Source organism: Streptococcus caecimuris (assembly GCF_943193075.1).
GTDB lineage: Bacteria > Bacillota > Bacilli > Lactobacillales > Streptococcaceae > Streptococcus > Streptococcus caecimuris.
Map to the genome: position 1 here is coordinate 60,597 of NZ_CALPCT010000008.1, position 25,913 is coordinate 86,509.

Below are 25,913 nucleotides of genomic sequence, written 5' to 3' on the forward strand. Positions count from 1 at the left end.
AAGAAATTCTAAATAGGAACAGTTAGGTTTGAGAGTTGAAATCTGCTATAATAGAGAGGACTATTTTCATTACTTGACTAGAAAGAGAATTGATATGACGACAATCATTGATGGGAAGGCGCTCGCTACAAAATTACAGGGTGAGATTGCGGAGAAAACAGCACGATTAAAAAAAGAGACAGGAGTTGTGCCTGGCCTCGTTGTCATCGTGGTAGGAGATAATCCAGCTAGCAAAATCTATGTAAGAAATAAAGAGCGTTCTGCTATTGCGGCAGGCTTTCGGAGTGAAGTGAGACGACTTCCTGAAAGCATCAGCCAAGCTGAATTATTAGAAGTGATCGAACACTACAATCAAGATCCCCTTTGGCATGGGATTTTGGTGCAGTTGCCACTGCCTAAGCATATCGATGCGGATGCAGTCCTTTTAGCCATTGATCCGACAAAAGATGTGGATGGCTTTCATCCATTGAATATGGGACGCTTGTGGGCTGGGAATCCTCTCATGGTGCCTTCAACTCCCGCTGGGATCATGGAGATGTTCAAAGAGTACGGGATTGATCTAGAAGGGAAGCGAGCAGTCGTGATTGGTCGTTCCAATATCGTTGGAAAACCAATGGCACAGTTGCTCCTCGCCAAAAATGCGACGGTAACCTTGACCCATTCCCGGACCCATCATCTGCCTAAAATTGCTAGAAGAGCAGATATCTTGGTTGTTGCGATCGGTCGTGCCAAATTTGTAACAGCAGACTTCGTGAAAGAAGGCGCCGTTGTTATTGACGTCGGAATGAATCGCGATGAGAATGGCAAATTGTGTGGGGATGTCGATTTTGACTCTGTTGCACCTTTGGCCAGTCATATTACCCCGGTACCAGGAGGGGTTGGGCCTATGACCGTCACCATGCTGATGGAGCAGACCTACGAAGCAGCTGTTCGTGCCTTAAAAAAATGAAAGTGTGAACAAGATGAAGTTTGTATTTGATTTAGATGGAACCCTGTCATTCGATGGTGTCACAATCGATGATGAAATCAAACAGGTCTTATTGAGAGCAGAAGAATTTGGCCATGAAGTTGCCTTTGCTTCTGCACGTTCTTACCGGGACTGCTTGGGTCTTTTAGGGGACCCATTGAGTCAGCAACTCGTGATAGGCTTAAATGGTGGATTGGCCTATCGCCAGGGGCAATTGGTATATGAGGAACAATTGGACAAGGATGTGTATCGGGAAGTCCTTGGCTTTTGCCGCCATTACAATCTACCATTTTTTGTGGATGATACCTTTGATTATAGCGGACAGATTTTGGAAAAGATTCCTTTTGTTGCTAATGTAGATCCCCTCAAGAAAGCCCAGTATCGTTCATTAGAGGAGCTGACAGATCCGATTAAGGTCGTGATCTATATGGGTGGCCATGAGGAGCTCGTGGATGAGATCATCGAGCGGATCGAAAAGACAGATAAGGCCCATATCCGCTATCATGCGCATGAAAAATGCATCTATCTCAATCCAGCAGACACGCATAAAGCGACAACAGTAGAAGAACTCTGTGGAGAGAATTTCGTGGCTTTTGGCAATGATCAAAATGATATCGAGCTCTTTGAAAAAGCTCTTTATGCAGTTCAGATTGGTGATTTTCCAGCCCTTCAGCCTTATGCGGATGATCAATTGGTAGCCAAACAAAATCAACCACAAGCTGTGGCTGCTAAGATCTTGCAAGTCTTCGCAGAATTCAGAGGAAAATAAAAGAAGGAGGGGGAGTCGTAGCTTCTCCTTTTTCGTTAGAAATGAGGAAGGTATGAGAACAGTTCAGAAAGAAGAGATCCAGCGTGTCATTGCAAAGCGAGAGGCAAGATCTTATAAGGGCGATTTTGGTCGCCTGCTCTTGATTGGGGGGACTTACCCCTATGGGGGAGCCATCATTATGGCGGCGCTTGCTGCGGTTCATAGTGGTGCGGGGCTGGTCACTGTCGCAACAGATCCAGATAATCTGACGGCCCTTCATAGCCATCTTCCTGAGGCCATGGGCTTTGATTTGGCAGATCACGAACTCCTTTGTGAGCAGCTCCAAAAAGCCAGCGTGATTCTTGTAGGACCGGGCTTAAAGGAAGCAACAGAAAACCAAGCAATCTTGCACATGATTTTTGAGCAAGTCTCTAGCCAGCAGGTCTTGATATTAGATGGAGGAGCTATTAGTCTTTTAGTAGCTTCTCAGTTTGACTTGCCAAAGGCTCAGTTGGTCTTTACGCCTCATCAAAAAGAATGGGAAAAACTGTCAGGACTTGATCTAGCTAGCCAAACAGAAGAGAAGAGCCGAGAAGCGGTTCAAAGTTTTCCTCAAGGGACTGTCATTGTAGAAAAAGGGCCTCACACCCGCATTTGGACAAGTGGGCAAGAAGAGGGCTATCAGCTAGATGTTGGTGGTCCCTATCAGGCAACAGGGGGGATGGGGGATACCTTGGCAGGGATGATCGCAGGGTTTGCGGGTCAATTTCCACAGGTCAGTCTCTATGAGCGCGTGGTGGTTGCGACCTATCTACATTCAGCCATTGCAGAAGACTTGAGCAAGGAGGCCTATGTGGTTCTACCGACGACCATCAGCCAAGAAATCCCCAAATGGATGAAGAAGTGGAGTGACAATTCAAACGAAAATGTTGAAAATGAAACGTTTTCATGATAGTATGGATGAAAGGAGGTGAGAAAATGAATGAGCAAAAAAAATCGATTACGATGAAAGATGTTGCAGCAGAAGCTGGGGTTAGTGTTGGGACCGTTTCTCGTGTCATCAATAACGAAAAAGGCATTAAAGAGGTGACATTAAAAAAAGTTCAACAAGCGATTGAAAAACTTTCTTATGTGCCAGATGAATATGCGAGAGGATTAAAAACGAATCGTAGTAATATTATCGCTTTACTTATTCCAACCATTTGGCATCCATTCTTTTCTGAGTTTGCATATCATGTAGAAAAGGAATTGTTGAAAAATCAATGTAAATTATTGATTTGTAATGCAGATAAAGATGCTCAAAACGAGATAGAGTACATAAAATTACTTGAAAAAAATAAGGTAGATGGGATCATTGGGATCACCTATTCAGATATCGATAAGTATATCTCCTCTAATTTACCTTTTGTTAGTATTGACCGTCATTTTTCTGAAAATGTCTATTACGTAACCTCTGAAAATTATCATGGTGGTCAACTGGCTTGCCGAGAGTTAGTCAAACGAGGTTGCCAAAATTTAGCTTACATTAGTGGTGTGAACAAACATTTGAATGAAACAACGGAACGCGGAAGGGGGTTTAAAGATGAAGCTAAACGGCAAAATACAAAAATCTGTAGTCTTGAAATGCCAGAACCGTTAGATCAAGCAGAAAGACAAATTAAGTCTTTTTTCGAAGCTCATCCTCAGATTGATGGGATTTTTACAGTAAATGATTTTATGGCTCTACGTGTTATAAAAGTTTTGACGGAGATGGGAAAAACTCCTCTAGAGGACTATCAAATTATTGGTTTTGATGGCTTAAGACCTGCTTTTGATCAACCGTACTTACTTTCGACCATTGTTCAAGAAATAGCTCAGATGGCCCAAGCGGCAGTAGATTTATTACTCAAATTGATTCGACAAGAAAAAATAGAAAAGAATGTGATTAGTTTGCCCGTACATTTCTTTGAAGGGAACACTACAAAAAAATTATAAAAAGTGCTTGACAAATTATGAAAGCGCTGTTATAATTTAGCTATAAAATGAAACGTTTCAAAAAACTCAACTATTTTAGCTTGAGTTAAAAATATAACCAAAAAATGAAACGTTTCAAAAAGGAGGACGCTATGCGTAAAGGTATTAAGTTATCTGTAGTTGCAGCACTATCATTAGGATTGCTTGCAGGATGTGGTGGGGGATCAAAATCCAAAACTGCAAGTTCTTCAAATGAGATTAAAGTCTGGGTTCAGTTCTCAGATGAAACAGCTGAGGGAAAAGCTTGGCAACAAGTTGTTGATAATTTCAATAAATCAAAGAAAACGAAATATAAGGTTGTGACAGAATTTATTCCACGTAGCGGTAGTGGTGGTGGATATGAAGATAAGGTTAATGCCGCTGTTACGACAAATAGTTTACCAGATGTCATTACACTAGATGGTCCTAATACTGCAGCCTATGCAAAATCAAAAGTGATTGCTCCTTTGGATGATTATCTAAAAGACGATAATATGGATGATGTACTGGACAGTATTAAACAACAGGGAACTTATGATGGTAAATTTTATGCATTTGGTTATTCAGAATCCAATGTAGGTGTTTACTATAATAAGAAAATGTTTAAAGAAGCAGGGATTGACGAAGCTAGTTTACCAACCCTAGAAAAACCATGGACATGGTCTGAGTTTAATGCCATTGCTAAGAAATTAAAAGATCATTTTAACAAACCAGCGATTGATTTCCGTTTGAATTCAAACGATGAGATGTTGCCATATGCTTACATGCCTCTTATTTGGTCAAATGGTGGATCTGTTGTGAATTCTAAAGGAACAAAAGCGGAAGGCTACTTCAATAGCAAGGAAAGTGTTGAAGCTGTTCAATTTATTCAAGATCTTGTGAAGGATGGATATACGACAGTTAGTCCTGTTGAAAAAGGTTTTGAAACCGGTGAATATCCTATGGTTCTGAGCGGTTCTTGGACGATTGCAGACCTACAAACAAATTACAAAGATATTGATTTTGGTATTCTTCCTTATCCAGTTTCAGATAAAACGAAGAAATTGGTATCACCTTCAGGTAGTTGGCAATTAGCCGTTACAACAAAATCTGATAAAAAAGAAGCAGCCGCTGAATTTGTTAAGTTTGCTACAAATACTGAATCTAGTGAAATTCTAAGCTTAGGTAACAGTGTTCTTCCAATCAGAAAATCAACAATTAAAAATATTAAGGACAAAGTATCTGAGCCAATGCGTTTCTTGATGGAACAAAATGCTAAAACGGCTCATGCTCGTCCAGTTGTAGTAGCTTATCCACAAGTTTCACGCGCTTTCCAACAAGCAATGCAAGATATCAGCTATTATAAAGATAATCCAGATGTACAAAAAGTATTAGATGCTCGTGCGAAAGAAATGCAAACAGCAATCGACCAATCTTTAAATAAATAGTTGACATTCAAAAAGGTGGAAGGTAAGTTATGGAATGTACCTTCCACCTTATTTTATTTAATAGTTTCATCTTAGGAGACGAACAATGAGCGAAAAAAATAAAGTCGAAACAAAAAAGAAAGAACGCCTTAAAGAAAATATTATGGGCTATAGCTTTTTAGCTCCAGCTTTAATATTACTTTTCATCTTTTTAGTGATACCTGTTGGTATGGTGATCTATTATGCCTTTACAGATTATTACCTATTAACGCCTGAGGATAGAAAATTTGTAGGACTACAAAATTTTATGCGCTTAGCACAAGATCCAATCTTTATAAAAAGCTTCTTGAATACCTTGAAATTTGTAGTTTGGATTATTCCAGTGCAACTTGGTGCGGCTCTCGGGATGGCCTTAATTGTTAATAAGAAACGTAAAGGAAATATGTTCTTTAAGGTAGCATTTTTTGCTCCTGTTGTGATGTCTCTTGTCGTTATTTCTATCCTCTGGTTATACTTGTTAAATCCAAATAATGGTTTGCTTAATGCCCTACTGAATAAAATTGGTATTTCTTCACAACCATTCTTGACAAGTCCAAAACAAGCCATGTATGCTATTGTATTTGTTTCTGCATGGCAGGGTGCAGGTTATCAAATGTTGTTATTCCTTGGAGGAATGCAAAATATTCCACAAGATATTTATGAGGCGGCAGAGTTGGATGGATTTTCAAAATGGGCTCAATTTAGATATATCACGATGCCTTTATTGAAACCAACTGCCTTGTTTGTACTCTTGACAACATTGATTTCAGCATTTAAATTGATTGTACAACCAATGGTTATGACTCAAGGTGGTCCATTGAACTCAACAATCACTATGGTATATTACATTTATCAACAAGGTTTCACTGACCGTCTTGTTGGTTACTCAAGTTCGATTGCCTTAGTATTTACAACATTGATTGGTATGATTAGTCTTGTACAACGGCGAGTTTTGAAGGAGGATGATTAGGATGAAACGTTTAAAACCGACTACTATTTTAGAATATGTTTTATTAATTCTATTAGCAGGCCTCTTTCTATTTCCTATGATCTGGATGGTGGTTTCAGCAATGAAGCCAGAAGCAGATGTGTATAAGAATTTAACAAGTTGGAAAGCATTCTTACCTAGTTTTAATCCAGCTGATTGGTTTAAACCTTACCAAGAAGTTCTTGCCCGTTTTAGTATTCTAACATATCTAGGGAACAGTATTTTTTATGCAGGAACATTTGCACTTGGGTCTATTATAGTAAACGCCTTAGCGGGATTTGCATTTGCAAAAATTAATTTTACAGGTAAAAAAATTCTGTTTGGCTTTTTATTGGCATTGTTAATCATTCCGATGGAAACAGTGTTGATTCCTCAATTTACAATTATTAATTCACTTGGCTTAGTCAATAATCGTTTAGCGGTTATTATCCCTGGATTAGCTAGTGTCTTTAATATTTATCTTTTCCGAAACTTCTTTATTGCCATTCCAGAAGAAATTATCGAATCTGCAAAAATAGATGGTGCAAGTATCTTACGGATCTTTTTCAAGATTATGTTGCCTATGTCGAAACCGGCGGTTGCAACAGTTGGTGTTCTTTCCTTTATTTCTAGTTGGAATGATTATATCTGGCCGTTGATGGTTTTAACCGATTCGTCAAAATTTTCAATGCAGGTGGCGATTACAACCATTAATACAACTCAACCAGTTTATATCAATCAAGTAATGGCTGTTTTGACAATTTCTACGATTCCACTTATTCTAGTATATATCGTAGCACAAAAATATATTATTCAAGGTCTAGGTGGATCTGGTACAGGTATTAAGTAGGTGATCAGTATGAAGGAAAGCATTCGAAAAGCAAATCAGTATATCGATGAAAACAGGGTAAAGGTTAACCAGCAATATAGAGGAGCATTTCATTTGCTACCTCCAATCGGCTGGATGAACGATCCAAATGGCTTTGTTTATTTCCTTGGGGAATACCATTTGTTTTACCAATTCTATCCCTATGATAGTGTTTGGGGTCCCATGCATTGGGGGCATGCCAAATCAAAAGATCTTCTCCATTGGGAAGAACTGCCAGTAGCTTTAGCGCCAAGTGAAAGCTATGATAAGGATGGCTGCTTCTCGGGTAGTGCTATTGTGAAAGATGACAAGCTCTATTTGCTGTATACGGGTCATGTAGACGATGAGGAAAAGCGAGAAGAGACGCAGTGTCTTGCGGTGTCGACAGATGGCATTACCTTTGAAAAGTTGCCTACTAATCCAGTGATCCATGCTCAACATATTGAGGGGATCGCAGATATTGCAGATTTTCGTGATCCTAAAGTATTTGAATACCAAGGAAACTATTACGCTGTCGTTGCTTCTAAGACGCCAGATGACAGAGGTCAAATTCTCCTATTTGCATCAAGTAATCTAGTAGATTGGACCTTTACATCAGTTCTTTTAGAAGGTGAAAAAGGGCAAGGGATTATGTGGGAGTGTCCCGATTTCTTCCCTTTAGATGGCAAATGGGTCTTGATCCTGTCTCCCATTGAAATGGAAAGGCAGCAAGAAAAATACTGGAATTTAAATTCGACGGTTGCCTTTATCGGTGACATGAATTGGGAAACGGGGCGCTTTCATGTCGATTCCTATGATGAAATCGATGGTGGTTTGGATTTCTATGCCCCTCAAACTTGTCAAGGACCAAATGGCGAACGATACATGGTTGCCTGGATGCAAATGTGGCACCGGTCTATCCCCAGTCATGATTTAGCTCATGGGTGGGCAGGTAGTATGACTCTTCCAAGAAAATTGTCTCTGAAAAACGGACGATTGGTTCAGGGGTTACCTGAGTCAGTGAAAGAACACTTTCTTGTAGAGCATGCGTCAGAAACCATTGTTAAGGCCAATCAGATCACGATCCCAGCGAAAGGGAAACAAACCTTGTTTGAACTAAATGCCAAACCGGGTCGCTCCTTTATCCTAGGTTATGGTGATGAAACTGATCCTGATAGTGTCTTGCAATTGAGTTACGACGCCTCTCAAAAACGCTTTAGCTTAAGTCGAGACCAATTTGGGCACCCAATTTCTGGAAAAGAAAATCCAGCATTTCAATCGAGATGGATTCAGTTGGATGCTGAAAAAGATCATCATTTTTCGATCATTCGCGATACCAACTCCATCGAAGTATTCGTGGATGGCAAAACTCTCTCGATGACTTTTTATGAAACGACTGAGAATCCCGTCTATACTCTCACGGCAGATGAAGGGGTCGATTGGGTCGTAAAAACCTATCAAAAATAGAAAATCAATAGCCTCCTAAAGAAGAAAAAGACAAGTCCTGTGACTTGTCTTTTTGTTGTATCCTAAATAGGATTTGTGTTCATCGAAGAAAATTTGGGAATTGGTCTCATGACCGATCTGACTCTCTTTCCAGAATATCCAAATCTTGTCAAAATTCCTCTGGTTGAAGAGGAAAAAACAGTCTTCTATATTAGTTATGCCTATCCAAATGAAGGGGACCCCAAGCGCTTCTTAGCTCCTTTATTGAACGGTTAGAGAAGTGTGAAAAATAAAGAAGCTGGTGTCAAACAGACAAATAGAAAGTGTCTTGAATAAAATGAGGCATGTAGAGAAAGGAAATTCATGATTTCGCTTTGTCTGCCAGCCTTTTTTGGTGTTTTTTGGTATAATTAAACTTGATCATATTCTGCAGAAAGGAGTTCCTATGTCCAACTATTTATCCGTATCAAGTTTGACCAAATATTTGAAATTAAAATTTGATAAGGATCCCTATTTGGAAAGGGTTTATCTGACAGGGCAGGTCTCCAATTTCCGAAAACGTCCCAACCACCAATATTTTTCATTAAAGGATGAAAAAGCGGTTATTCAGGCGACGGTCTGGGCTGGGGTTTATCGAAGCTTTGGTTTTGAGCTAGAAGAAGGCATGAAGATCAACGTCATCGGTCGCATTCAGCTCTATGAGCCAAGTGGGAGTTATTCCATTGTTATCGAAAAGGCTGAGCCGGATGGGGTAGGGGCCTTGGCCATCCAATTTGAGCAACTCAAGAAAAAGTTGACCGAAGAAGGGCTCTTTCAGGATAGGTGGAAGCAAGCTCTGCCACAATTTCCTAGAAAGATCGGGGTCATCACCAGTCAAAGTGGGGCCGTGATTCGCGATATTATCACAACGGTGAGCCGACGCTTCCCTGGTGTAGAGATTGTGCTCTACCCGACCAAGGTTCAGGGTGAAGGAGCATCTAGTGAGGTGGTTGCTAATATTCAAAGAGCCAATCAACGGGATGATTTGGATGTCTTGATTATCGGTCGTGGGGGTGGTTCAATTGAAGATCTCTGGGCCTTTAATGAAGAAGCAGTGGTGCGAGCCATTTTTGAATCGCGGATTCCGATTATCTCCAGTGTTGGACATGAGACAGATACGACTCTAGCCGATTTTGTAGCAGACCGACGAGCCGCTACTCCGACAGCCGCTGCTGAATTGGCCACTCCAGTAACGAAGCTGGATCTCTTGTCCCATTTACAAAAGCAGGAAAATCGCATGGCAACAGCCATGTCCAATCGTTTGGCCTATAATCGTGAACGCTTGGCCAAATTAAGTCAATCGGTTATTTTTAGACAGCCTGAAAGACTCTATGATGGCTACCTGCAAAAAATTGACCAGTTGCAATTGAGATTGAAACAAGGGATGCGCGATGCTTATGGACAAGGGGCGAATCAGCTGCAAGGTCTGCGTCATCGCTTAGAAGCTACGTCTCCTTTGCATCGCATCGAGCGCTACCAGGACCGCCTGCTCCAAGATAAGAGAATCTTAACCAACCGAATGGAACAAGTCCTAAAAGAGCAAAAGATCAAGGTGCAAAGCTTATCAGAAGCCCTCTTGATGCTCGATACCAGTCGGATTATTGCGCGTGGCTATGCCATGGTTAAGGAAGGAGATCAGGTCATAGATTCCGTTGCGAAAGTAACAGAAGGGGACCCGCTATCCCTCATCATGAGAGATGGCCAGTTAGAAGTAGAGGTAAAACATGTCGAAAGAAAAGAAATTTGAAGAAAACTTAGCAGATTTGGAAGCTATCGTCCAAAAATTGGAGAGTGGTGATGTGGCTTTAGAAGAAGCTATTACAGAATTCCAAAAAGGAATGAAGTTGTCAAAAGAATTGCAAGAGACCTTGGATCAAGCAGAGAAAACCTTGGTCAAGGTCATGCAAGCAGATGGTACTGAAGCGGATCTAGCATGAGACAAGAAGAAAAACGAAATAGAGTAGAGCAAGCGGTTCGCTCTTTTTATGAGGAGAAAGCCGTTGCCCCCCATTTAGTGGAGTCGGTCCTATATTCGATCCAGGCAGGTGGAAAACGCCTGCGCCCATTGCTCCTTCTAGAATTGTTAGAGGCCTTTGGACTGGAATTGACGGAGGCTCACTTTCAAGTAGCAGGGGCTTTGGAGATGATCCATACAGGAAGCCTTATTCACGATGATCTGCCTGCCATGGACAATGATGATTACCGTCGGGGGCAATTGACCAATCATAAGAAATTCGGAGAAGACCTGGCGATTTTAGCAGGGGATGCGCTTTTTCTCGATCCCTTTGGGATGATTGCTGCGAGTGCCCTTGCAGATACGGTCAAGGTCTCCTTGATTCTTGAATTGTCAGATGCTTCCGGTAGTCGTGGAATGGTAGCTGGCCAAGTCCTTGATATGGAAGGGGAGCACAAACAGCTCACGTTAGCAGAATTGCAGACCATCCATGCCAATAAGACAGGACGCCTCCTTGCCTATCCTTTCATCGCAGCAGGTTTGATGTTAGAGTTGCAAGCAGACATTGCTCAGCTCTTAGAAACAATCGGGAAAAAATTAGGCCTGGCTTTTCAAGTGCGGGATGATATTTTGGATTTGGTCGCTGATTTTGAAGCTTTGGGGAAGACTCCTCAAAAGGACTTAGTAGCTGAAAAATCGACCTATCCAGCCCTGTTGGGATTGGAAGAATCAAAAGCTTTGCTGACAAGTGAATTAGACGCTTGCGAGGACTTGTTGGATCAGATTACAGCTGCTTGCGACTTTGATCCGCGAGCGATCAAGAAATTAATAGAAGGATTACGAATAGATGGCTAAGGAAAGAGTGGATGTATTAGCCTATAAACAAGGCCTATTTGATACCCGCGAACAAGCCAAAAGAGGGGTGATGGCAGGTCTTGTCGTTGCCGTCATCAATGGTGAGCGCTTCGATAAACCGGGTGAAAAAATTGATGAAGCAACCGAGTTGAAATTAAAGGGCGAAAAGCTCAAATATGTCAGCCGGGGCGGTCTTAAATTAGAAAAAGCCCTGAACCAATTTGGTTTGTCTGTAGAAGGTAAAATTGCGATTGATATCGGAGCTTCTACAGGTGGCTTTACAGATGTCATGCTGCAAAACGGAGCCAGCCAGGTCTTTTCGGTGGATGTCGGGACCAATCAGTTGGCCTGGAAATTGCGCAATGATCCTCGGGTGGTCTCGATGGAGCAGTTCAATTTCCGCTATGCCGAGCCAGATGATTTTGAAGCGACACCGAGCTTTGCGAGTATCGATGTCAGCTTTATTTCCTTGGACTTGATTCTACCAGCCCTTCACCGGATTTTGGCAGATAATGGACAAGTCGTGGCCTTGGTCAAACCTCAGTTTGAGGCAGGACGCGAGCAGATCGGAAAAAATGGGATCATTAAGGATCCTAAGATTCATTTAGCCGTTCTTGAAAAGGTCGTTGCTTTTGCAGGGACACATGGCTTTGCGGTAATGGGAGTGGATTATTCCCCTATCCAAGGAGGCCATGGCAACATCGAATTTTTGATGTATCTAGAAAAAAAAGAAGAGAAAACAAATCCAACTACAGAGCAGCTGGAGGCTGTTGTGGAGCTGGCACACAAGGAATTTAAACATGAAGAGTAAGAATATTAGATTAGAAAAAATTCGTCGCTTCATTCGCGATCATGAAGTGGGGACGCAAGAAGAGATCGTCGAACATTTGAAAGAAGAAGGCATCTCAGCAACCCAAGCGACGGTGTCACGGGATATCAAAGAATTGGGCATCGTAAAACGCCCTCTGAAAGACATGACCTATGTCTATGAATTGCCACGCAAGCACCACCAAGGGATCGGGATGATCGAAAGCAATATTTTGTCTCATCGTCGCATGGGAGAATATGTCAATTTCACCATGGTTCCGGGGACAGCACCTTTAGTTAAACGTCGCTTGCGGGAGATTTATAAGGAGCATATCTTTAGTATTGTTGCAGATGATGACACGATCTTACTGATCGCCTATTCAGCTCCAGAAGCAGAGAATATCCTCAAATCAATCTTTGGGTGGTAAGAGCCTATGCTATTAGAAATTTCGATTAAGAACTTTGCCATTATCGAAGAGATTTCCTTAAATTTTGAAAAGGGAATGACGGTACTGACAGGGGAAACAGGTGCAGGGAAATCCATCATTATCGATGCCATGAACATGATGCTGGGAAGCCGCGCAACGACGGATGTCATCCGACACGGAGCCCCAAAAGCGGAAATCGAAGGTCTCTTCACTGTTGAGAGCAATCGCCACTTGACAGCTCTCTTTGAAGAGCAAGGACTAGAGTGGACCGATGAATTGATCATTCGCCGAGAGATCTTGCAAAATGGACGAAGTGTCAGTCGGATCAATGGTCAGATGGTGAATTTGTCTGTCTTAAAGGCAGTCGGTCAACATTTGGTGGATATCCATGGCCAGCATGATCAGGAAGAACTCATGCGGCCCCAATTGCATATCGCTATGCTGGATGAATTTGGGGATGCAGCCTTTTTCCAAACCAAAGATGCGTATCGTCAGACCTTTGAAGACTACAAACGCCTGCGCAAACAAGTGGTGGAACTCCAGCGCAACCAGCAGGAAAACAAGGCTCGTATTGAGATGTTGGAGTTTCAGATTGCAGAGATTGAGGCAGCTGCCTTGGAAGTGGATGAGGACCTGCGTCTGGAGCAAGAACGCCAACGCCTGCTCAATCACAAGATGATTGCAGATACCCTAACCAATGCCTATACCATGCTGGATGCAGAAGAGTTTTCGAGCCTCTCCAATGTTCGCTCAGCCATGAATGATCTGGAAAGTATTGAAGAATATGATCCCAGCTACAAAGAGCTCTCAAGCCAGTTATCTGAAACCTTCTATGCCCTTGAGGATATTACCAAGCGCTTAGAAGATGTGGTCGATGGTCTGGAGTTTGATGGCAATCGCCTTATGCAGGTGGAATCGCGTTTGGATTTGATTCACTCGATCACGCGCAAGTATGGTGGCCAAGTCAAGGACGTCTTGGAATACCTGGCGCAAATCACCAAAGAATATAGCCTCCTCACCGGAAGTGACCTCTCGTCTGAGGACTTGGAAAAAGAACTCAAACGTTTGGAAAAGAGTTTGGTCACCTTGGCTCAAGATTTGAGTGATCAGCGGCATACTCTGGCCCAAGCTTTGGAAAATGAAATCCAGCAAGAATTGGCAGATCTCTACATGGACAAGGCGCGTTTTCAAGTGCGTTTTAGCAAGGCTAAGTTTAATCGTGAGGGAAATGAAGCTGTCGAATTTTACATTTCGACCAACCCAGGTGAGGACTTTAAACCTCTTGTCAAGGTAGCATCCGGCGGAGAATTGTCACGTTTGATGTTGGCCATTAAGTCGGCTTTTTCTCGAAAAGAAGGAAAAACCAGTATCGTCTTTGACGAGGTGGATACAGGAGTCTCTGGGCGCGTGGCCCAAGCGATTGCAGCGAAAATTCATAAGATCGGTCAAAATGGCCAGGTGCTTGCTATTTCTCACCTGCCTCAAGTCATCGCTGCAGCAGATTATCAATTCTATATTGAGAAAATCAGTGATGAACACTCAACTGTATCTACTGTGCGTTTGCTCAATAGAGAAGAACGAATCGAAGAAATTGCCAAGATGCTGGCAGGAGAGGATCTAACGGAAGCTGCCCGTCAACAAGCAGAGCAACTTCTCAAGCGTTAAGAGAAAGAAGGTTTGAAACAATGTCAACATACTTTGTAGTCGGAGATATTCACGGAAAAGCACAAATGCTAGAAGAGCTCATGACAGAGTGGGATGGAAAAGCTCAATTGGTCTTTTTAGGGGATTTGATAGATCGAGGCGAAAACAGCAAACGATCGATTGAAATCGTAAAGGACTACGTAGACCATCACGGAGCTGTTTGCCTTTCCGGGAATCATGAGTACATGTTTTTAGCCTGGTTGGACAATCCAGAAGAGCGTTATGACCACTACCGAAGAAATGGTGGCGATACGACCATCAACTCTCTGTTAGGCCGGCCGCTCGATGCTCCTGTAGATGGCATTGCGGATGCGCAAGCAGTAGAAAATGTCGTTCCTGACTTGGTGGCCTTCATCCGCAGTTTGCCTTTTGACTACGAGACAGAAACCTATTACTTTGTTCACGCTGGTGTGGATCTAACCCTTGAAAATTGGCGAGAAACCAGTGATTACCAAAAGGTCTGGATCCGAAAACCATTCCATGAAGCGGAGAATCATACAGGCAAATGGATCGTCTTTGGCCATACACCAGTCTATGGACTGCTCGATGAGCCAGTCGGCACCGAAAATCTTTGGATTTCAGATCAGAAAATGGGCGTCGATGGGGGCGCTGTCTTTGGTGGAGTCCTCCATGGATTGCTCTTGGATGATCAAGGCATTGTCCATGACCATGTCCTTCATAATACAGGTTTTTCTGCCGCAGACGACTGAGGAAGCAGGAATGGATATCTTTCACTGCAAAACCCCGTGTTTTTTGATATAATGAAAGCAGAACATTCTTAGGAAGAGTATAGAAATATATGGCAAATATTAAAATAGTTACAGACTCATCTATTACAATTGAGCCTGAAGTGGTTGAAGAATATGGCATTACCATTGTGCCACTTTCTGTTATGGTGGATGGAGTCCTTTATTCCGACAGTGAGTTGGGCGAAGGGGACTTCTTGCGCTTAATGCAGTCTAGCAAAAATCTTCCAAAGACCAGCCAACCACCCGTTGGAGTCTTTGCGGAGGTGTATGAAAAGTTAGCAGCAGACGGAGCTCATATCGTTTCGATTCATATGTCTCATGCCTTGTCAGGAACCGTAGAGGCAGCTCGTCAAGGGGCAACCTTGTCAGGGGCAGAAGTAACTGTGATTGATAGTGGCTTTACAGACCAAGCCATGAAGTTCCAAGTGGTTGAAGCAGCTAAGTTGGCTAAAGAAGGAGCAGATCTAGACACCGTTTTAGCTCGTATTGAAGAAGTCAAAGAAAAGACAGAGTTGTATATCGGCGTATCTACCTTGGAAAATCTGGTTAAAGGTGGGCGCATTGGCCGTGTTACAGGACTTTTGAGCTCCCTTCTCAATATCCGTGTCGTGATGCAAATGAAGGACCATCAGTTAGAACCAATCGTCAAAGGGCGCGGTAACAAGACCTTTAAGAAGTGGTTGGATGAATTGGTAGAGAAACTATCCCATAGCAAGGTGGCTGAGATCGGGATTTCTTACGCAGGGACACCAGAGTGGGCCAATGAAATGAAGGCTCAGTTGCAATCGCTCGTTGAAAATGCGATCCCAGTTCTCGAAACTGGATCGATTATCCAAACCCATACAGGTGAGAATGCATTTGCAGTTTTGGTGCGCTACGAATAAGCTGAATAAATGTTTGAAAAAACAGGTTTAGTACTTGACCTAAAGGCTTTTTTTAGATATTATAGTACTGTTAAGGCGTAAAGCCTAAAAAAATTTGGAGGATTTGTTAAATGGCTAACAAACAAGATTTGATCGCAAAAGTGGCAGAAGCTACAGAATTGACTAAAAAAGATTCAGCAGCAGCTGTTGACGCTGTATTCGCAGCAGTTTCAGAATACCTTTCAAAAGGTGAAAAAGTTCAATTGATCGGTTTCGGTAACTTCGAAGTTCGTGAACGTGCAGCTCGTAAAGGTCGCAACCCACAAACTGGTAAAGAAATCAAAATCGCAGCTTCTAAAGTTCCAGCATTCAAAGCTGGTAAAGCTCTTAAAGAAGCAGTTAAATAATTGCATTTTGAAAAGCCATCCTAGATTTCTAGGATGGTTTTTTTGTTGGACAGCTCTATAGGATAAGGGTATAATAGGAAAAAAGAAGGAGAGAGAAAAGACCATGCGATTCATTTTAGGCCTCTTTGCCTTGTTGTTTATCCGACCTATTTTGTATCTATTGAAAGGGCTGTGGTTCGTACTGGAATTTTGCTTTATGATCCTCGTGGTCAAAATGATCCTAGGAACCGTGCGCTGGATGACCAGTTGGATCGGTTGAGATGGGAGAGGAATTTATTAAATTTTACATTGCATAGTAGAATTAAGTTTGATGCTTAATTCTTTTTTTATAAAAAATCTCACTAAATAAGAATTATTTTCAAAAAATGCTTTTTTTTTTTAGCAACCATAGTATAATACTGTGGAGCATGAAAGTAAATTAGGAAAGGGAGCAATTAAGAAAAGTTTATAGTGGTTGTCTGTATTACTATATGTAATTTGGAAAAGTTCAAATTAATACTTGTATATGTAGGATATTGTGGTAACCATGTAGGACATATATTATATAATCAATAGAATTTAGTTAGTTCTAAATGTACAAAATAGGAGAAAAGCAAGATGAAAACAAAAACTTTGGCACTTTTTAGCGGAATTGTAGGTTTAGTTGGTGGTATTTTACTATTAGTTGGACCGTTCTTTATTCTTGGTACTGCAGCTGCTACAGCTAGTTCAGATGCAACTGCTGGATCAATTCTTTTATTAAATGCTTTGAAAATTGCAAATCTAGTATTGGGAATTATTGCAATTGTTTATTACAAGGGTGATGAGCGAGTAGGTGTTGCTCCTTCAGTACTACTGATTGTAGGTGGATCAGTTGCGATTATCCCATTCTTAGGATGGATTGGTGGCATCATCGTATTGATTGGTGGTTCATTATTCCTCGGTTCTCTTAAAAAATTTAAAACTAATTAATTAGTTTTTATTTTTGAGATAAAAAGTCGTATTTAGACACGTGTATCAATGTCCACTGGACATAAACTCGCTTTTCGGTTTTCAGGCTCATGAAAAAAATGTCCACTGGACATTTTTTTTAATTAAAAGCATTCTAAATAGTGATTTATTTTGAAACATGATATAATAAGGGTAACGAATCGATTAAATCATATTGGAAAGGGGGGATCATAGTGAACGCATTGCATCGTCATGAAGAAGAGCGCGTGGAAGAAGTCTTGCAAAATTTACGTGCTAAGGGCATTCGGATTACCGATACCCGCAGAGCGGTTCTTTCCTATTTAGTGGCGAGTCATGAACATCCAAGCGCTGAGAAGATCTATCGCGATTTATTGCCTCAGTTTCCAAGCATGAGTCTAGCAACTGTCTACAACAATATCAAGGTTTTGATTGATGAGGGGGTTGTTTCTGAGATCAAGGTTCGCAATGATACCACGACCTATTTTGATTTCATGGGGCATGACCATTTGAATGTGGTGTGTGAAAAATGTGGTCGTATCGCAGATGTGGACATTGAAGTCCCAGATCTTCGCGAAGAAGCAGCCAGTCAAAGTGGCTACCAGATCACCAAGACTCAGATGACCGTCTATGGCATTTGCCCCGACTGTCAGAAAAATTAATGTGAGAGAAGCCAGAGCCGTCAGGCTCTTTTTTGTATGGTAAAACCACACTAGGATAGTGAAGGAAAAATAGGAGAAATCATGATATAATATACTTTTGAAATCAAACAATAGGAGAACGAGATGAAAAAGCTGGAGAATTTTTCTTGGAAGATGTGGCATATTCTTTCCCTAGTTGCTGTGACCGTTCTAATGGTTGGCGGTATCTGGAGCTTTTTTTACCTAAAAGAAGCGGTACATGTTGTGAGTGATAGAGATTATGATTATGTTGGTCGAGGACAACGCTTATTGGAAAATCGAATCATTAGTGAAGAGGCCACCGGAATTCCAATATTGGCTTATAGTTTTAAGAAAGAAGATAGAAAAAACAACTCATATATTTATGCTGTCGGATCCCAATATATAGCCCTTCAAGATTCTAAACTAATCAGTGATGAAGATAAGAAAAAAGATGTAAATGAATATTTTAGGATTCGGTATTATGAATTGGGCCAAGAGAAGGGAGAAGGTCATACCATTGATGTTTTAAAACTCGTTCAAAAAATGGGTTACGACTCGATTGAAGGAAACATGCGAAGTAGCATGTTTACAGATGGAAAAGATGAGTATGTAGCTTTCAATGTTACAAAAAATGATCTCCTATTTGTGAATCTGAACAAGGGAGAAATCGCAGAGACAGTTCCCAAAATGGTTGTTGATTTTGGTTACAGTGGATTTTATCAAATATTGCTTGCACCCGATTTTGAGACAAAAAAATACAGTCATGAGAGAGACAAAATAGGTGTAGGAGTAAGTTTGTTAGATTATGGATTTGATGATGAAGATGAAAAAGTAGAAACTTCCTCAAGTTCTACGGAGAGATTAGATCGTAATGGTGTGAAGGTGAAGGATAGTAAACTCTTAACCCAACTAAAAAAATATCGCCGTCTCCTGATTCTAAAAAATAACCTCACTATGGAGGAGGATAAAACTATCATCAAGAGTTTGTTTCCTGATGCAGATCATTTCAGTTGGTCTATTGACGCTTCTTATACAAAGAGTGGGCAGAAAGAAATCGTTCGGAATGCTGAAGAATTTAAAAAGGTCATAAAGGAGGAAAATGTTGAAGAAGAGTTGGAACGTGATTTTGAAAAAACATTTCAAGAAGGGCCAGACGACGATTAGTGATCGGTCAAAAGCCTTTCTAGTGGTTATCTGCTTCCTACTGTTTCTAGGATTCTATTTTTATAGAAATTTAGACGCTAACCTAAAAGGTTTCTATGATAGTAGAAGTTTCCGGGGAGATATACAGATTACAGGTTTCTCTTGGACTCGGCCCAATGCCGGTCCGGATGTGAATTTTATCTATTCTGAAACGGTTGAAGGGAAAAAGATTTCCATTCCCTTGAAAAAATCAGTCAGATTTAAACACTTGGTGATGCCGTATTCTAATAAGATTGATTTAGTTGAAAACCTAGGAATAGAAAATACCTATGATGATTTTGATAGAGCCTATTTGCCTATTATAGAGAAGGGATTTGAATTCAGTACTGAGCGAATCGAGCTTGAAGCAGAATTAGATAAAAAAATTAACGAGTATAGTGCTTTTAGCGGCTCTTGGATTGAAATAAGCTTATCCCCCGTTAAGAAACGAGGTAACAATTATTTCAGTTTGATGGAGCAATATGAGAATGGTATTCCTAATTCTGAGTTAAAAATTCTAGGGGGATGGTATGATGCCTCGTATAGTAGTTTTATCGAATCAGGAGACATCTATGTTAAAATTATCTCCCCTGAAAATATAAGTCGATTTAAAGAATCAGGGAATGATTTTAAATCAGTTTTGAAGGATTACTTGGTAATTAAGTCTCTGCCAGATGGGTGGTATGGCCTGTTCGATGATGGGAAACAAGTATCTGAGACTGTTGAAATTCGGAATGGAAAGGTTAGGGGGTGAAAGTAGGCATGGTAAAAGGAAAAATAAAATTTAATCATCAGTTATTGCATCAGCTTGGCTTATTTACGGCCTATGTTTTAACCCTATTGATGTCACCGTTTTATACATATCAAAAAATAGGGGAAAATGATTCGACACAGTTTACGATTTTCCTAGGTGAACATTCTCTCTACAATGCCAAAGAGTTTGAAGTCCTTATCCATTCTTATTTCACGACGTCACTTATTATTCTTTTTGTCCTACCAGTACTTGCTATTTTTGTAAAATATCTCCTAAATAAAATAGGCTATTCTTTGCTGGCGCATCTTCAATCACTGTTAATTTTTGTAGCCTGTAGCATTATTTTAATCTTCACCATGTTTTCTATGACTGTTCAAATAGACCTCCTTCGGTTGGATTGGGGATTTTACTTGTGTCAGGGCTTCTATTGGATTTTTATCCTCAGAGAGTGGTGGAATGTCAGCGGGATTGTTTATAGACGAAATCATCCTTCAGATGATGAAAGAGCAGAAGAGAAGGAGCAATCGGCAGAATAAACCTATTTCAACGTAAGAATAAACATTCCTCATTTTCAAACCAGAGCCGTCAGGCTCTTTTTTGTGAGAAATTGCACTTTTCTATGGTCGCCACTAGATTTTTCACTGAAAATCTAGTAGAATAGAATAGATAAACGGGGGAAACCTCGGAGAATAAAAAGGAGATCCATCTAATGGTAAAATTGGTTTTTGCTCGCCACGGTGAGTCTGAATGGAACAAAGCTAACCTTTTCACTGGTTGGGCTGATGTTGATTTGTCTGAAAAAGGTACACAACAAGCGATCGACGCTGGTAAATTGATCAAAGAAGCTGGTATCGAATTTGACCAAGCTTACACTTCAGTATTGAAACGTGCGATCAAAACTACTAACTTGGCTCTTGAAGCTTCTGACCAATTGTGGGTTCCAGTTGAAAAATCATGGCGCTTGAACGAACGTCACTACGGTGGTTTGACTGGTAAAAACAAAGCAGAAGCTGCTGAACAATTTGGTGATGAACAAGTTCACATCTGGCGTCGTTCTTACGATGTATTGCCTCCTGCAATGGACCGTGATGATGAACACTCAGCACACACTGACCGTCGTTATGCTTCACTTGACGATTCAGTGATTCCAGATGCTGAAAACTTGAAAGTGACTTTGGAACGTGCCCTTCCATTCTGGGAAGATAAAATCGCTCCAGCACTTAAAGATGGTAAAAACGTATTCGTAGGAGCACACGGTAACTCAATCCGTGCCCTTGTAAAACACATCAAACAATTGTCAGACGACGAAATCATGGATGTGGAAATCCCTAACTTCCCACCATTGGTATTCGAATTTGACGAAAAATTGAACGTTGTAAAAGAATACTATCTTGGTAAGTAAGATAACATAATTTGTTATCCATAAAAAAGCTGACTTCGGTCAGCTTTTTTGCTTGTCTTCCTTACATCCTAGCTGGTTTTGGGTTTTCAGGGTCTCCTAAAAATGTTATAATAGAGTGTTACTAAATTGGGTTCCATTAGCCCTGAAAGGAAAAGAAAATGACAAAATCATTCTACATCACAACCCCTATCTATTACCCATCTGGTAAATTGCATATTGGTTCAGCTTATACAACGATCGCCTGTGACGTCTTAGCGCGTTACAAACGCATGATGAACTACGATGTCTTCTACCTGACTGGTCTCGATGAGCATGGTCAAAAGATCCAACAAAAAGCAGAAGAAGCTGGGATTACGCCGCAAGCTTATGTAGATGGGATGGCAGTTGGAGTGAAAGAACTCTGGCAATTACTCGATATCTCATATGATAAATTCATCCGTACGACAGACGATTACCATGAAAAAGTGGTGGCTCAGGTCTTTGAACGTTTGCTTGCGCAAGACGATATCTACCTGGGTGAGTACTCTGGCTGGTATTCAGTCTCTGATGAAGAGTTCTTTACAGAAAGCCAATTGGCTGAGGTATTCCGTGATGAGAATGGCAAGGTCATCGGTGGGGTAGCCCCATCAGGCCACGAAGTAGAATGGGTCTCCGAAGAATCTTACTTCCTTCGTCTCAGCAAATACCAAGACCGTTTGGTTGAATTTTTCAAATCCCAACCTGATTTCATCACGCCAGACGGCCGTCTCAATGAAATGTTGAAAAACTTCATCGAGCCAGGTTTGGAAGATTTGGCGGTATCTCGGACAACCTTTACTTGGGGAGTTCCAGTTCCATCTAATCCAAAACACGTGGTCTATGTATGGATTGATGCCCTTCTCAACTACGTGACAGCTCTTGGTTATGGTCAAGAAGATCATGAAAACTTTGATAAGTTCTGGAACGGAACCGTCTTCCACATGGTCGGAAAAGACATCCTTCGTTTCCACTCCATCTACTGGCCGATTCTTCTCATGATGATGGATATCAAATTGCCAGAACGTTTGATTGCCCATGGTTGGTTTGTCATGAAAGACGGCAAGATGTCTAAGTCTAAAGGGAATGTCATCTACCCAGAAATGTTGGTGGAACGCTTCGGATTGGATCCGCTTCGTTACTACCTCATGCGCAGTTTGCCAGTTGGTTCAGATGGTACCTTTACACCAGAAGACTACGTGGCTCGTATCAACTATGAATTGGCCAATGACCTTGGAAACCTTCTCAACCGGACGGTAGCCATGATCAATAAATACTTTGGTGGTCAAGTTCCGGCTTATGTCGAAAATGTCACTGCATTTGATGCAGATTTGGCCAAGGTGCTTGAAGAAAACATCGCTGAATACCACAAGCAAATGAACGCGGTGGATTACCCACGCGCTTTGGAAGCCGTATGGAACATCATCTCTCGTACCAATAAGTACATCGATGAGACAGCGCCTTGGGTCCTCGCCAAAGAAGATGGCGACAAGGAACAATTGGCAGCAGTCATGGCTCACTTAGCTGCTAGCCTTCGTGTCGTGGCTCACTTGATCCAACCATTCATGATGAACACCTCAAATGCCATCATGGAACAACTTGGCTTGGGCTTGGACTTCGATCTTGAAAACTTGACCCTAGCAGGTTTCCCTGAAAATGTCACAGTGGTTGCCAAAGGAACTCCAATCTTCCCACGTCTCGACATGGAAGAAGAAATTGCCTACATCCAATCTCAAATGACTGCTGGAAAACCACAAGAAAAAGAATGGATTCCAGAAGAAGTGGAACTCAAGTCTGAAAAAGACGAGATCAAATTTGAAGACTTTGACAAGGTTGAAATCCGTGTAGCAGAAGTCAAAGAAGTGGAACGCGTCGAAGGATCAGACAAACTGCTTCGCTTCCGCCTAGACGCAGGAGATGGCGAAGACCGTCAAATCCTATCTGGTATCGCGAAATTCTATCCAAATGAACAAGAATTGGTCGGCAAGAAACTTCAAATCGTGGCCAACCTCAAACCACGTAAGATGATGAAAAAATACGTCAGCCAAGGCATGATTCTTTCAGCTGAACATGGAGATCAATTAACAGTCTTAACGGTTGATCCATCTGTTCCAAATGGAAGCATTATTGGTTAAACATATATAAAAAAGCACACCCGCGGGAGTGCTTTTCTTGTATTGATATAGTTCCCATCATTGAATTTTACAAGGATAGAAGATGAGTCCTATTTGTAATGAATATTAATGGAGACTTCCGCAGTGAGAAAAGAGTCTGAAACATTTTCGTTTCAGACTCTCGGAAGATTTGAGACAGTGGACTCAAATCTTAGGTATGGAATCCCAAAGGGATTCGCTACCGTCCGTCCTCACCCAAGGTAAGTCTCCAATTATATATTTAAATACTTGTCCTATTCATCTGGCCGGTATTCCAAGATATCTCCTGGCTGGCAGTCGAGTTCTTTGCAGATGGCTTCAAGGGTGGTGAAGCGGATGGCTTTGGCCTTGCCGGTTTTGAGGATGGAGAGATTAGCAGTGGTGATGCCGATTTTGTCAGCCAGCTCATTGGATTTCATCTTTCGCTTGGCCAGCATGACATCTAGATTGACGATAATCATGGCACCCTCCTTAAATGGTTAGCTCATTTTCTTCAGCAATCTCAATCCCTCTCTCTAAAATCTTGCCAAGGACCCAGACAATTGGAACGGCAAGGAGAAGCCCTGTGTTAAAGGTAAATTGGAAAGTGAAGGGAAGGAGATAAGCATTTCCACTGGTTTCAAGTGTGCCAGACATAAAGGACAAGACCAAGAGAATCTTCCAAGCTCGGTTGCAAAGATCAATGTTGGAGTGAGAAAAGATCTTTTCTTGGTAGAGATTTTGGAGGAAGCTGCGAATGGTGATGAGAAGGTAAATATAGATAGCGCTTGAGGCTAGTGGGAAGAGCAACTGCCAGAGAGGTTGCGGATGTTTGGGGAAGAGCTGGATGCCATTCACATCAAAGGACAAGCGTCCAGTTTGAATGAGGTCTTTAAACACTCCCATCCGTGAAAGCAGGTGGACGACCAGTGCAGCCACAGTCATAAGGCCACAGAAGTAAATGAAAGCCGTCAAGACTTCAATGACATTTTTTAAGGTTTTTGAGTTTTTCATCGCAAGCCTCCTTGAAGTTTATTTATTTTTCACTTATAGTATACTCCTTATAAAAAATTAGTCAATAAAAAAGTATCGAAAAACGATAAAAAAATAACGATAAACAAAATATTGTTTTTGAAAAACAGGTATTCTCTGCTAAAACTAGTCGGTTTAAGCCGGTAAAACCACTACATAGAGGGGAATTTTACTATACTTTCGATTTAGGGTATACTAGTGTAAAGATCTTATTCCATGGAGGTAGTAAAATGAATCTTAAGTGGAAGAAAAAATACCTGGGGCCGATTTTGGGGCTTGTCGGAGCAGTTGTTCTGATCGGTGGAGTCTATCTCTACTCTAGTTCCAACATCCAACCAGACCATCAAAAGGAATTCAACCAGACCAGTAAGAAGGTCACCAAGCCAAAGGAAAAAGCTATTGACTTGAGTGGTGACTATGTCTCTAATGAACGGGATGAAGCCAAAATCGAGAAAAAAGGTAAGGCCTGGAAGATCGATTACCAAACGGCTGACGGCAAGGTATCCGCTGAATTTAGTACAGATTGGAAGGTCGAAGGGTCTAATAAAGTTTCGACAGGCAAGATGAAAAAGTCCGATGGCAATACTGATTTTACAGTCACTGTTCGTGTCTTTAAATACAAGACAGACAAGAAGCCTTTGATCACGGTCACCATGTCTGATAAAAATCCCGACCACGAGATGGTCTTTGCCAATCGGGAGGATTTTTTCAAATCGACAGATCCCAATGATGTCGTTCTTGATGGCAATCTCTCACCGTTTGAAGGTGCTTATTCCAATGATACCTATGAAAAGGAAATCGCAGATTCCGGTTTTAAACTCTATGGCTATACTCCTGAAGAGTATTACCAAAACAAGACCAGCGCCTTTCCAAGCATTGTAAATGGTGAGACCGGCTGGACTTTCTGGAGTGGAGGGACCCGGGCGAGTTATCTTTTCAATAAAGAAAAAGAGCCCAAGAAGCGAAAAGGCTATTATGAAGTTTATTTCACTGGAGCCAATGCGACTGCGATCCAAGGGCAAGAGCAAACCTTGTACTTGATCCCAGCGGGTGTGACAGGTCCTGACGGAGTAGCTTCCCAAGAACGTCGGATTCTCTTTGGTGACGTGGCCTACCGTGATTACCATCTAGAGTGGTGGAAAGCTTACCCACAACCGAAAAAAGAGAAAGACTTGGATATTGCGGCCATTAACGGAGGAGACTTCTCAAGCTTAGTTGGAACCTGGCGCAATGGCAAGGGTGCTGAAATCGTCATCCAAGCAGACGGAAAAGTCAAGGGCCAAGGTAGCCTCAAGGCTGTTGCGGACTCGGATAAGAAGAGCAAGATCCCATACGTGGAGATGAAGATGGGTGAGACCGGTGCTGCGATTGGACTTCTGAAAATTGGTTTCCAAAATCCAGATGGAGACCAGTCTGATACCAGCAAGCCACGTCTAGTGGTCACTCAATCTGCAGGCAACTACCCGGCTGATCAATATTTCTACCGTCAATAAAAGAGAGTGGGACAGAAATCGGTAATTCGTTAGAATTCGATTTCGTCGTCCCACCTCCGCACAGTTGAGTAGGGC

The 25,913-nt window shown here is 41.6% G+C and carries 29 protein-coding genes; 27 read left to right on the forward strand and 2 right to left on the reverse strand.

Annotation, left to right across the window (positions count from 1 at the left end):
• Positions 1 to 94 precede the first annotated feature (94 nt).
• The 26 genes from NFR56_RS04700 to metG all read left to right on the forward strand — a co-directional run bounded on the left by NFR56_RS04700 (position 95) and on the right by metG (position 23,316).
• The gene (locus tag NFR56_RS04700) at positions 95 to 949 is read left to right on the forward strand and encodes a bifunctional methylenetetrahydrofolate dehydrogenase/methenyltetrahydrofolate cyclohydrolase (RefSeq protein ID WP_003002422.1); all 855 of its coding nucleotides are present in this window, start codon (positions 95 to 97) and stop codon (positions 947 to 949) included.
• Positions 950 to 962: 13 nt separating this feature from the next.
• Complete coding sequence (locus NFR56_RS04705) at positions 963 to 1,736, forward strand: HAD-IIB family hydrolase (RefSeq protein ID WP_049487481.1); 774 nt, start codon at positions 963 to 965, stop codon at positions 1,734 to 1,736.
• A 52-nt stretch (positions 1,737 to 1,788) separates the two neighbouring features.
• The gene (locus tag NFR56_RS04710) at positions 1,789 to 2,667 is read left to right on the forward strand and encodes an NAD(P)H-hydrate dehydratase (RefSeq protein WP_049522595.1); all 879 of its coding nucleotides are present in this window, start codon (positions 1,789 to 1,791) and stop codon (positions 2,665 to 2,667) included.
• Positions 2,668 to 2,693: 26 nt separating this feature from the next.
• Positions 2,694 to 3,689 carry a LacI family DNA-binding transcriptional regulator gene (locus NFR56_RS04715; RefSeq protein WP_049486564.1) on the forward strand — a complete coding sequence of 332 codons (996 nt, stop codon included), beginning with the start codon at positions 2,694 to 2,696 and terminating at the stop codon, positions 3,687 to 3,689.
• A 131-nt stretch (positions 3,690 to 3,820) separates the two neighbouring features.
• Complete coding sequence (locus tag NFR56_RS04720; RefSeq protein WP_041826251.1) at positions 3,821 to 5,134, forward strand: ABC transporter substrate-binding protein; 1,314 nt, start codon at positions 3,821 to 3,823, stop codon at positions 5,132 to 5,134.
• 85 nt (positions 5,135 to 5,219) lie between these two features.
• A complete protein-coding gene (locus NFR56_RS04725; protein WP_014712989.1) occupies positions 5,220 to 6,122 on the forward strand; it encodes a carbohydrate ABC transporter permease in 903 nt (300 codons plus the stop codon).
• A 1-nt stretch (position 6,123) separates the two neighbouring features.
• Entirely contained in the window at positions 6,124 to 6,969 is an 846-nt protein-coding gene (locus tag NFR56_RS04730; RefSeq protein WP_161800641.1) for a carbohydrate ABC transporter permease, read from the forward strand.
• Between the two features lie 9 nt (positions 6,970 to 6,978).
• Positions 6,979 to 8,433, forward strand: a complete 1,455-nt coding sequence (locus NFR56_RS04735) for a glycoside hydrolase family 32 protein (protein WP_251457942.1) — start codon at positions 6,979 to 6,981, stop codon at positions 8,431 to 8,433.
• Positions 8,434 to 8,508: 75 nt separating this feature from the next.
• Complete coding sequence (locus NFR56_RS04740) at positions 8,509 to 8,688, forward strand: type 2 periplasmic-binding domain-containing protein (protein ID WP_070586417.1); 180 nt, start codon at positions 8,509 to 8,511, stop codon at positions 8,686 to 8,688.
• A 169-nt stretch (positions 8,689 to 8,857) separates the two neighbouring features.
• Entirely contained in the window at positions 8,858 to 10,198 is a 1,341-nt protein-coding gene (gene xseA, locus NFR56_RS04745) for an exodeoxyribonuclease VII large subunit (RefSeq protein ID WP_251457944.1), read from the forward strand.
• A complete protein-coding gene (locus NFR56_RS04750; protein WP_049483917.1) occupies positions 10,176 to 10,388 on the forward strand; it encodes an exodeoxyribonuclease VII small subunit in 213 nt (70 codons plus the stop codon). The genes xseA and NFR56_RS04750 overlap by 23 nt, the downstream gene beginning before the upstream one ends.
• Positions 10,385 to 11,260 (forward strand): polyprenyl synthetase family protein, encoded by an 876-nt coding sequence (locus NFR56_RS04755; RefSeq protein ID WP_251457946.1) that lies wholly within the window; start codon positions 10,385 to 10,387, stop codon positions 11,258 to 11,260. The genes NFR56_RS04750 and NFR56_RS04755 overlap by 4 nt, the downstream gene beginning before the upstream one ends.
• Positions 11,253 to 12,071, forward strand: a complete 819-nt coding sequence (locus NFR56_RS04760) for a TlyA family RNA methyltransferase (protein WP_251457949.1) — start codon at positions 11,253 to 11,255, stop codon at positions 12,069 to 12,071. Before NFR56_RS04755 ends, NFR56_RS04760 begins: the two co-directional genes overlap by 8 nt.
• A complete protein-coding gene (locus tag NFR56_RS04765; RefSeq protein WP_003006022.1) occupies positions 12,061 to 12,495 on the forward strand; it encodes an arginine repressor in 435 nt (144 codons plus the stop codon). Before NFR56_RS04760 ends, NFR56_RS04765 begins: the two co-directional genes overlap by 11 nt.
• 6 nt (positions 12,496 to 12,501) lie before the next feature.
• Entirely contained in the window at positions 12,502 to 14,160 is a 1,659-nt protein-coding gene (gene recN / locus NFR56_RS04770; RefSeq protein ID WP_251457952.1) for a DNA repair protein RecN, read from the forward strand.
• A gap of 20 nt (positions 14,161 to 14,180) precedes the next feature.
• Positions 14,181 to 14,909 (forward strand): metallophosphoesterase, encoded by a 729-nt coding sequence (locus NFR56_RS04775; RefSeq protein ID WP_251457955.1) that lies wholly within the window; start codon positions 14,181 to 14,183, stop codon positions 14,907 to 14,909.
• A gap of 89 nt (positions 14,910 to 14,998) precedes the next feature.
• Complete coding sequence (locus tag NFR56_RS04780) at positions 14,999 to 15,832, forward strand: DegV family protein (protein ID WP_151191019.1); 834 nt, start codon at positions 14,999 to 15,001, stop codon at positions 15,830 to 15,832.
• Between the two features lie 110 nt (positions 15,833 to 15,942).
• Positions 15,943 to 16,218 (forward strand): non-specific DNA-binding protein Hbs, encoded by a 276-nt coding sequence (locus NFR56_RS04785; protein WP_003006038.1) that lies wholly within the window; start codon positions 15,943 to 15,945, stop codon positions 16,216 to 16,218.
• A gap of 103 nt (positions 16,219 to 16,321) precedes the next feature.
• Complete coding sequence (locus NFR56_RS04790; RefSeq protein ID WP_004219735.1) at positions 16,322 to 16,477, forward strand: hypothetical protein; 156 nt, start codon at positions 16,322 to 16,324, stop codon at positions 16,475 to 16,477.
• A gap of 338 nt (positions 16,478 to 16,815) precedes the next feature.
• Positions 16,816 to 17,169, forward strand: a complete 354-nt coding sequence (locus NFR56_RS04795) for a hypothetical protein (RefSeq protein WP_049487504.1) — start codon at positions 16,816 to 16,818, stop codon at positions 17,167 to 17,169.
• A gap of 212 nt (positions 17,170 to 17,381) precedes the next feature.
• The gene (locus tag NFR56_RS04800) at positions 17,382 to 17,828 is read left to right on the forward strand and encodes a Fur family transcriptional regulator (protein ID WP_003006041.1); all 447 of its coding nucleotides are present in this window, start codon (positions 17,382 to 17,384) and stop codon (positions 17,826 to 17,828) included.
• Between the two features lie 123 nt (positions 17,829 to 17,951).
• The gene (locus NFR56_RS04805) at positions 17,952 to 18,992 is read left to right on the forward strand and encodes a hypothetical protein (protein WP_251457957.1); all 1,041 of its coding nucleotides are present in this window, start codon (positions 17,952 to 17,954) and stop codon (positions 18,990 to 18,992) included.
• Positions 18,928 to 19,764, forward strand: coding sequence for a hypothetical protein (locus NFR56_RS04810; RefSeq protein WP_251457959.1), 837 nt, complete (start codon positions 18,928 to 18,930; stop codon positions 19,762 to 19,764). Before NFR56_RS04805 ends, NFR56_RS04810 begins: the two co-directional genes overlap by 65 nt.
• Positions 19,761 to 20,300: a hypothetical protein gene (locus NFR56_RS04815; RefSeq protein ID WP_251457960.1), complete on the forward strand. Its 540-nt coding sequence runs from the start codon at positions 19,761 to 19,763 to the stop codon at positions 20,298 to 20,300. The genes NFR56_RS04810 and NFR56_RS04815 overlap by 4 nt, the downstream gene beginning before the upstream one ends.
• Positions 20,301 to 20,473: 173 nt before the next feature.
• Complete coding sequence (locus NFR56_RS04820; protein WP_003012031.1) at positions 20,474 to 21,166, forward strand: phosphoglycerate mutase; 693 nt, start codon at positions 20,474 to 20,476, stop codon at positions 21,164 to 21,166.
• A 158-nt stretch (positions 21,167 to 21,324) separates the two neighbouring features.
• Positions 21,325 to 23,316 carry a methionine--tRNA ligase gene (gene metG, locus NFR56_RS04825; RefSeq protein WP_251457962.1) on the forward strand — a complete coding sequence of 664 codons (1,992 nt, stop codon included), beginning with the start codon at positions 21,325 to 21,327 and terminating at the stop codon, positions 23,314 to 23,316.
• A 272-nt stretch (positions 23,317 to 23,588) separates the two neighbouring features.
• On the opposite strand, the gene NFR56_RS04830 is transcribed toward metG, so the two are convergent.
• Together NFR56_RS04830 and NFR56_RS04835 are read right to left on the reverse strand one after the other, a co-directional pair.
• Positions 23,589 to 23,795, reverse strand: coding sequence for a helix-turn-helix domain-containing protein (locus NFR56_RS04830; RefSeq protein ID WP_003006064.1), 207 nt, complete (start codon positions 23,793 to 23,795; stop codon positions 23,589 to 23,591).
• Between the two features lie 10 nt (positions 23,796 to 23,805).
• A complete protein-coding gene (locus NFR56_RS04835; protein ID WP_251457964.1) occupies positions 23,806 to 24,327 on the reverse strand; it encodes a DUF2975 domain-containing protein in 522 nt (173 codons plus the stop codon).
• A 248-nt stretch (positions 24,328 to 24,575) separates the two neighbouring features.
• On the opposite strand from NFR56_RS04835, the gene NFR56_RS04840 reads away from it, so the two are divergent.
• Entirely contained in the window at positions 24,576 to 25,838 is a 1,263-nt protein-coding gene (locus NFR56_RS04840) for a DUF6287 domain-containing protein (RefSeq protein ID WP_251457965.1), read from the forward strand.
• Positions 25,839 to 25,913 lie beyond the last annotated feature (75 nt).